Below are 5,877 nucleotides of genomic sequence, written 5' to 3' on the forward strand. Positions count from 1 at the left end.
CGCGACATTCGATATTGAGCGCGGCGAAGATACCCAGCAAATTTACCAGCCCCACCCGATTGCACTGCCCAATGGCCTGGAATCCAGCCTGTATGTCCTCAAGACCGACTCAGAGATTCGCGTTATCCTAGCCATCGACAACGACCCAATATTCGACCGACGGCTGATTACCCTATTTCGTGCCGTCAAACAGGACGAGCTTAACCAAGCCTTCGACTCGCTAGCCCAAATCCTCTACCAAAACTTCCCGCTGAGACCAGCCAACCATGCCAGAAATCAAAGCGCTGTTGGATGAATACGGCGTCATTTACGACGCGCAAAAATTACTCCCCGACAACCAGCACCGCCTGCAATTCCTGGAAGCCTTGGCTGAGTTAGAAAATAACGAAAATCACCGAACCCGACAGTTTCCAGTGACTCGACTTCACAAAATAGCGGGCATTAAACAAAACATATATCGCGCCGACGTGGATAAAATCTCTGGATGGCGGATTCACCTGCAATATGTCGATGGCGTTTTGCATTTAAAAGACCTGATACCCGGTTCAAAGCACGATAACGTCCTCGAAGTCATCATGTCGAAGAAATCCCGCTATAAATAACCCAATCAAAGGGGGGAACTATTCAGCCACACTGGCCCGGCAACGCCCCGCATCTCGGCCAACGCCGCTAATCCGCTATAATCCGCCCCTTTCAACCCCCAACCCCACACCACGAGTGGCCAGCGTGAACCTACAACAACGCGACGTATCCACCTTCCAAGGCTTGATCCTGGCGCTACAGGACTACTGGGCCGCGCAGGGCTGTGTCATCCTCCAGCCCCTCGACCTCGAAGTCGGCGCCGGCACCTTCCACCCGGCGACCTTCCTCCGCTCCATCGGTCCCGAACCCTGGAACACCGCCTATGTCCAGCCCTCCCGCCGCCCCACCGACGGGCGCTACGGCGAGAACCCCAACCGGCTCCAGCACTACTACCAATTCCAGGTCATCATGAAACCGTCCCCGGCGGACTTCCAAGACCTGTACCTGGGTTCCCTGCAAAACTTAGGCTTCGACCTCCGCGAACACGACATCCGCTTCGTCGAAGACAACTGGGAATCCCCCACCCTCGGCGCGTGGGGCTTGGGCTGGGAAGTCTGGCTGAACGGCATGGAAGTGACCCAATTCACCTATTTCCAACAGGTCGGCGGACTCGACTGCCGCCCCGTCAGCGGCGAAATCACCTACGGCCTGGAACGCATCGCCATGTACTTGCAGGGCAAGGAAAGCGTGTTCGACCTCATCTGGGCGCGTGGCCCGCAAGGCGTCGTCACCTACGGCGACGTGTACCACCAGAACGAAGTGGAAATGTCCGCCTACAACTTCGAGCACGCCGACACCGAATTCCTGTTCGGCGGCTTCGACACCTACGAACGCGAATGCAAGCGCCTGATCGCCGCCGACCTGCCGCTGCCCGCCTACGAAATGGTCTTGAAAGCCTCCCACGCCTTCAACCTCCTGGACGCCCGCCGGGCCATCTCCGTGACCGAACGCCAGCGCTTCATCCTGCGGGTGCGCGATCTGGCGAAATCCGTCGCCGAAGCCTATTACCAACGCCGGGAAAGCCTCGGCTTCCCCATGCTGCAACAGCAAACCCAGGCAGGTGCCCAAGATGAGTGAGATTCGTGACCTTTTATTTGAACTGGGCACCGAGGAACTGCCGCCGAAATCCCTGCTCAACCTCAGCCGCGCCCTGGAAGCCAACGTCACGGCGGGCCTCGCGAAAGCCGGTTTGACCCACGGCGAGGTGCTGCCCTACGCCGCCCCGCGCCGCTTGGCACTCCTTATTAAAGGCTTGGCCGTCGCCCAACCCGACCAAACCGTCGAACGGCGCGGCCCCGCCATGAACGCCGCCTACCAGCCGGACGGTTCCCCCAGCAAGGCGCTGGCGGGTTTCCTGAAAAGCTGCAGCGCCACCGTCGAGCAACTCACCACCCTCAAGACCGACAAGGGCGAATGGGTGGTCATCAAGCAGCACGTCCAAGGCGTCCGCACCGCCGACTTGGTGCCGGACATCCTCCGTCAGGCGCTCGCCGCGCTGCCCATCGCCAAGCGGATGCGCTGGGGCAACGGCACGGCGGAATTCGTGCGGCCCGTACATTGGGCGGTGCTGCTGTTCGGGGATGAGGTGATCAACGCCGAGATTCTGGGCGTCACCACGGGCCGGGTGACTCGCGGTCATCGCTTCCACAGCGCGGGCGCGATTACGCTGGATTCGCCCGCCGACTATGCCGGGAAGCTGTTGGACGACGGCCACGTCATCGCCGATTTCGAGAGCCGCAAGCAGAAGGTCCGCGCCCTGGCCGAAGACATTGCCGTGACGGTCAACGGCAAGGCCCACATCGAGCCGGATTTGCTGGACGAAGTGGCGGCGCTGGTGGAATGGCCGGTGCCGGTGCTGGGTGGATTCGACGCCCGCTATCTGTCCCTGCCGCCGGAAGTCCTCATCACCACCATGCAGGCCAACCAGAAATATTTCCCGGTGAAGGACTCGCACGGCGGCCTGCTGCCGTACTTCATCACCTTCAGCAACCTGGACAGCACGAATATCGCGACCGTCCGCACCGGCAACGAGCGCGTGGTGCGCCCGCGCCTGTCCGACGCCGAATTCTTCTGGAACCAGGACCGCAAGCGCACCCTGGAAAGCCGGGTGGTCGATCTGGCGCAGATCACGTTCCAGAAAACCCTCGGCTCCATGCTGGACAAAACCAAGCGGGTGCAAAATCTGGCCGGGGCCATCGCCGAGAAACTGGGTGACGAACGTTCCTGGGTGGAGCGGGCCGCGCTGCTGGCGAAGGCCGATTTGCTGACCAGCATGGTGGGCGAATTCCCGGAACTGCAAGGCACCATGGGCCGCTATTACGCCCTAGCCGAAGGCGAGCCGGAAGACATCGCCGCCGCCATCGAGGAGCAATACCTGCCGAAAGTCTCCGGCGGGCCGCTGCCCGAGAGCCGCACTGGCCTGATTCTGGCGCTGGCGGAAAAGATCGACACCCTCACCGGCATTTTCAGCGCCGGACTCATCCCGACCGGCGACAAAGACCCCTACGCCCTGCGCCGCGCCGCGCTGGGGGCCATCCGCATTTTCATTGAGGCCAAGCTGGATTTGGACGTGCCGGATTTGCTGGATTTCGCGCTGGACCAGTTCAACCACGACTTCGAGACGGACAAGGCGCGGGAGAACGTCCACGGCTTCATGATCGAGCGGATGCGCGGCTATTTCCTCGACCGGGGTTATCGCCATGACGAATTCGAGGCGGTGCTGGCGGTGTGGCCGTCGAGCCTGCTGGATTTCGAGAGCCGCCTGAAAGCCGTGCGGGAATTCCGGGCGCTGCCGGAAGCGGAAAGCCTCGCCGCCGCCAACAAGCGCATCCGCAACATTCTCCGCAAGGCCGAGGAGGAAGTCGCCGCCAACGTGGACGACCACGCCCTGGCCGAACCGGCGGAGAAAGCCCTGCTGCAAGCCGCCCGCCTCGCCAAGCAGGACATTCTGCCCCGCCTGGAAGAGCGCGATTACACCGGGGCGTTGTCGCGGCTGTCCAAGCTGCGGGAAGCCGTGGATGCGTTCTTCGATGGCGTGATGGTGATGGTCGACAACGACGAAATGCGCCGGAACCGACTGGGGCTGCTGGAGATTGTCGAGGGGTTATTCCTGAATATTGCGGATATTTCTAAGTTGCAGGGGTAACACTGGGCGACGGTGGGTTAAACGGTTAATTGCAAGGAAATTCCCCATGGAATTCCAATGGGATGAGCAAAAAGCCGAAATAAATCGCCGTAAACATGGCGTTAGTTTTGAGGAAGCCATCACCGTTTTCGACGATACTTTGGCACGCATTTTCGATGATGTATGGCATTCGGTCGATGAATACAGGGAATTAATCATCGGCCATACCCACCGAAGAGCCTTGCTTGTGGTTTGCTTTACGGAGCGCGAAAACGGGGTTATTCGGGTTATCAGCGCCCGCCCGGCCACTAACAGAGAGCGTCAAGATTATGAAGAGCATAGACCGCACTGATTCCGACACCAACATGTTGCCGGAGTATGCTTTCGATTATTCCAAGGCTAAGCCTAATCGGTTTGCTCAGTCCCAAACCAAGGTGATGGTAAGCCTTGAGCCGGATGTGGCGGCGGCGTTTCCTACATCGGAGGCGGTGAATAAGGCGTTGCGAGCGGTTTTGGCCGAATCAACTGGAGAAAGCCGGTCGCAAGCGTTTTAGAGAAACCTGCGTTAATTAAATGAACTCCACGAACCTTATTCACGATTTATCCTCCCTTCCGCCGGAAGCACAACAAGAAGTGGTGGATTTCGTGGCTTTTTTGAAGGCCCGTTATCCAACGCCGAAAGTCAAACGGGCAACCGATTTTGGGAAACTGGAAGACGACCCTTTTATCGGTATGTGGGAAAATCGTGAAGATATGCAGGATAGTACAGCCTGGGTTCGTGATTTACGGCGCAAAGAATGGTGCCCAAAACTTTGATAAAAATTGACTTCCGAAGAAAATAATAATGACCCAATCCTTCATCATCCTAGACCGCGACGGCGTCATCAACGAAGATTCCGACGCCTATATCAAAACCCCCGAAGAATGGATACCCATTCCCGGTAGTCTCCAGGCCATCGGCTTATTAACCCAAAAAGGTTATCGGATCGTGGTACTCACCAACCAATCCGGCGTGGCGCGGGGCTTATTCGATTTGCCGATGCTACAGCGCATCAACATCAAAATGATTTCCATGGTGGAAGCCGCCGGGGGCAAAATCGACGCCATTTTCTATTGCCCCCACGGCCCGGAAGATTTCTGCGAATGCCGCAAACCCAAGCCCGGCTTATTCCGCGCCTTTGCAGAGCGCTATAACGTGGATCTTAAAGGTATTCCAGCCATCGGTGACTCCTTCCGCGACGTACAAGCCGCTCAAGCCGTCGGCGCTTCGCCCATGCTGGTGGAAACCGGCAAGGGTCGCAGCACCCTGACCCGCCATTCCGATTTGGATATTCCGACCTTCTCGAACCTCTATGAAGCCGCCCAAAATCTCCTCCTCTACCCCGCCTAGCGTTTATCTCCGCTCCACCCTATTCCTCATCGGCCAAATCATCGCCACCTTGGCTCTTGGCCCGGCGATGCTGCTGATGAAGCCGTTCCACTTCGAACTCCGTTACGCCACGGCCAACCTGTGGGTGCGGTTCTGCCTGTGGCTGCTCAGGGTGGTCTGCGGGCTGACTTACGAGGTGCGCGGCCTGGAAAACATCCCGGCGGATCGTAGCGGCCTGATCGTCTGCAAGCACCAGTCGGCGTTCGAGACCCTCGCGTTGCAGGCCATCTTTCCGGCCGTCGTGTTCATCTTGAAGCAGGAGCTTCTGCGCATCCCGGTGTGGGGCTGGGCCATGGCGACCATGGAACCCATCGCTATCGACCGCAACGCCAAATCGGCGGCGATGAAGCAGATTCTTCGCGACGGCGAGGCACGCATCAAGACGGGGCGCTGGGTGGTGCTGTTCCCGGAAGGCACCCGCGTGGCACCGGGCCAGAAAGGAACTTATGGAGGGAGCGGCGGCATGTTGGCGCATCGGGCCGGTTGTCCGGTGGTGCCGGTGGCCCACAATGCGGGGGAATACTGGACCAAGAACGGTTTCCTCAAAGTCCCTGGCGTGATTCAGGTCCGCATCGGACCGGTCTTGGACGGCGCAACGCTGAGCGCTTCGGAATTAAACAAGCAGGCGGAAACTTGGATTGAAGGCCAAATGGCGGAAATTGCTGGATTCGGTCCCTATGCCCGGCTGAATTCACCAACCGCTTAGCCCCTGTCGCTTAACCCCTGTGGGAGCGGGCTTCAG

Annotated in this window: 9 protein-coding genes; all 9 read left to right on the forward strand. The window is 59.1% G+C overall.

Annotation, left to right across the window (positions count from 1 at the left end; all coding sequences use genetic code 11):
- On the forward strand, positions 1 to 295 hold a 295-nt coding region (locus ACXWUF_RS16850; RefSeq protein ID WP_458495794.1), incomplete at its 5' end, for a hypothetical protein.
- Positions 267 to 602, forward strand: coding sequence for a hypothetical protein (locus tag ACXWUF_RS16855; protein ID WP_458495795.1), 336 nt, complete (start codon positions 267 to 269; stop codon positions 600 to 602). The genes ACXWUF_RS16850 and ACXWUF_RS16855, both read left to right, overlap by 29 nt.
- A gap of 124 nt (positions 603 to 726) precedes the next feature.
- On the forward strand, positions 727 to 1,659 hold the full coding sequence (gene glyQ / locus ACXWUF_RS16860; protein WP_458495796.1) for a glycine--tRNA ligase subunit alpha: 933 nt from the start codon (positions 727 to 729) through the stop codon (positions 1,657 to 1,659).
- On the forward strand, positions 1,652 to 3,727 hold the full coding sequence (gene glyS / locus ACXWUF_RS16865) for a glycine--tRNA ligase subunit beta (protein ID WP_458495797.1): 2,076 nt from the start codon (positions 1,652 to 1,654) through the stop codon (positions 3,725 to 3,727). The genes glyQ and glyS overlap by 8 nt, the downstream gene beginning before the upstream one ends.
- A 46-nt stretch (positions 3,728 to 3,773) precedes the next feature.
- On the forward strand, positions 3,774 to 4,058 hold the full coding sequence (locus ACXWUF_RS16870; protein ID WP_458495798.1) for a BrnT family toxin: 285 nt from the start codon (positions 3,774 to 3,776) through the stop codon (positions 4,056 to 4,058).
- Positions 4,036 to 4,260 (forward strand): hypothetical protein, encoded by a 225-nt coding sequence (locus ACXWUF_RS16875; RefSeq protein ID WP_458495799.1) that lies wholly within the window; start codon positions 4,036 to 4,038, stop codon positions 4,258 to 4,260. Before ACXWUF_RS16870 ends, ACXWUF_RS16875 begins: the two co-directional genes overlap by 23 nt.
- Before the next feature lie 19 nt (positions 4,261 to 4,279).
- Positions 4,280 to 4,522 carry a DUF2281 domain-containing protein gene (locus ACXWUF_RS16880; RefSeq protein WP_458495800.1) on the forward strand — a complete coding sequence of 81 codons (243 nt, stop codon included), beginning with the start codon at positions 4,280 to 4,282 and terminating at the stop codon, positions 4,520 to 4,522.
- 28 nt (positions 4,523 to 4,550) lie between these two features.
- Positions 4,551 to 5,096 (forward strand): D-glycero-beta-D-manno-heptose 1,7-bisphosphate 7-phosphatase, encoded by a 546-nt coding sequence (gmhB, locus tag ACXWUF_RS16885; protein WP_458495801.1) that lies wholly within the window; start codon positions 4,551 to 4,553, stop codon positions 5,094 to 5,096.
- Positions 5,059 to 5,841, forward strand: a complete 783-nt coding sequence (locus ACXWUF_RS16890) for a lysophospholipid acyltransferase family protein (RefSeq protein ID WP_458495802.1) — start codon at positions 5,059 to 5,061, stop codon at positions 5,839 to 5,841. Before gmhB ends, ACXWUF_RS16890 begins: the two co-directional genes overlap by 38 nt.
- Positions 5,842 to 5,877 lie beyond the last annotated feature (36 nt).

The organism is Methylomagnum sp., assembly GCF_054333355.1.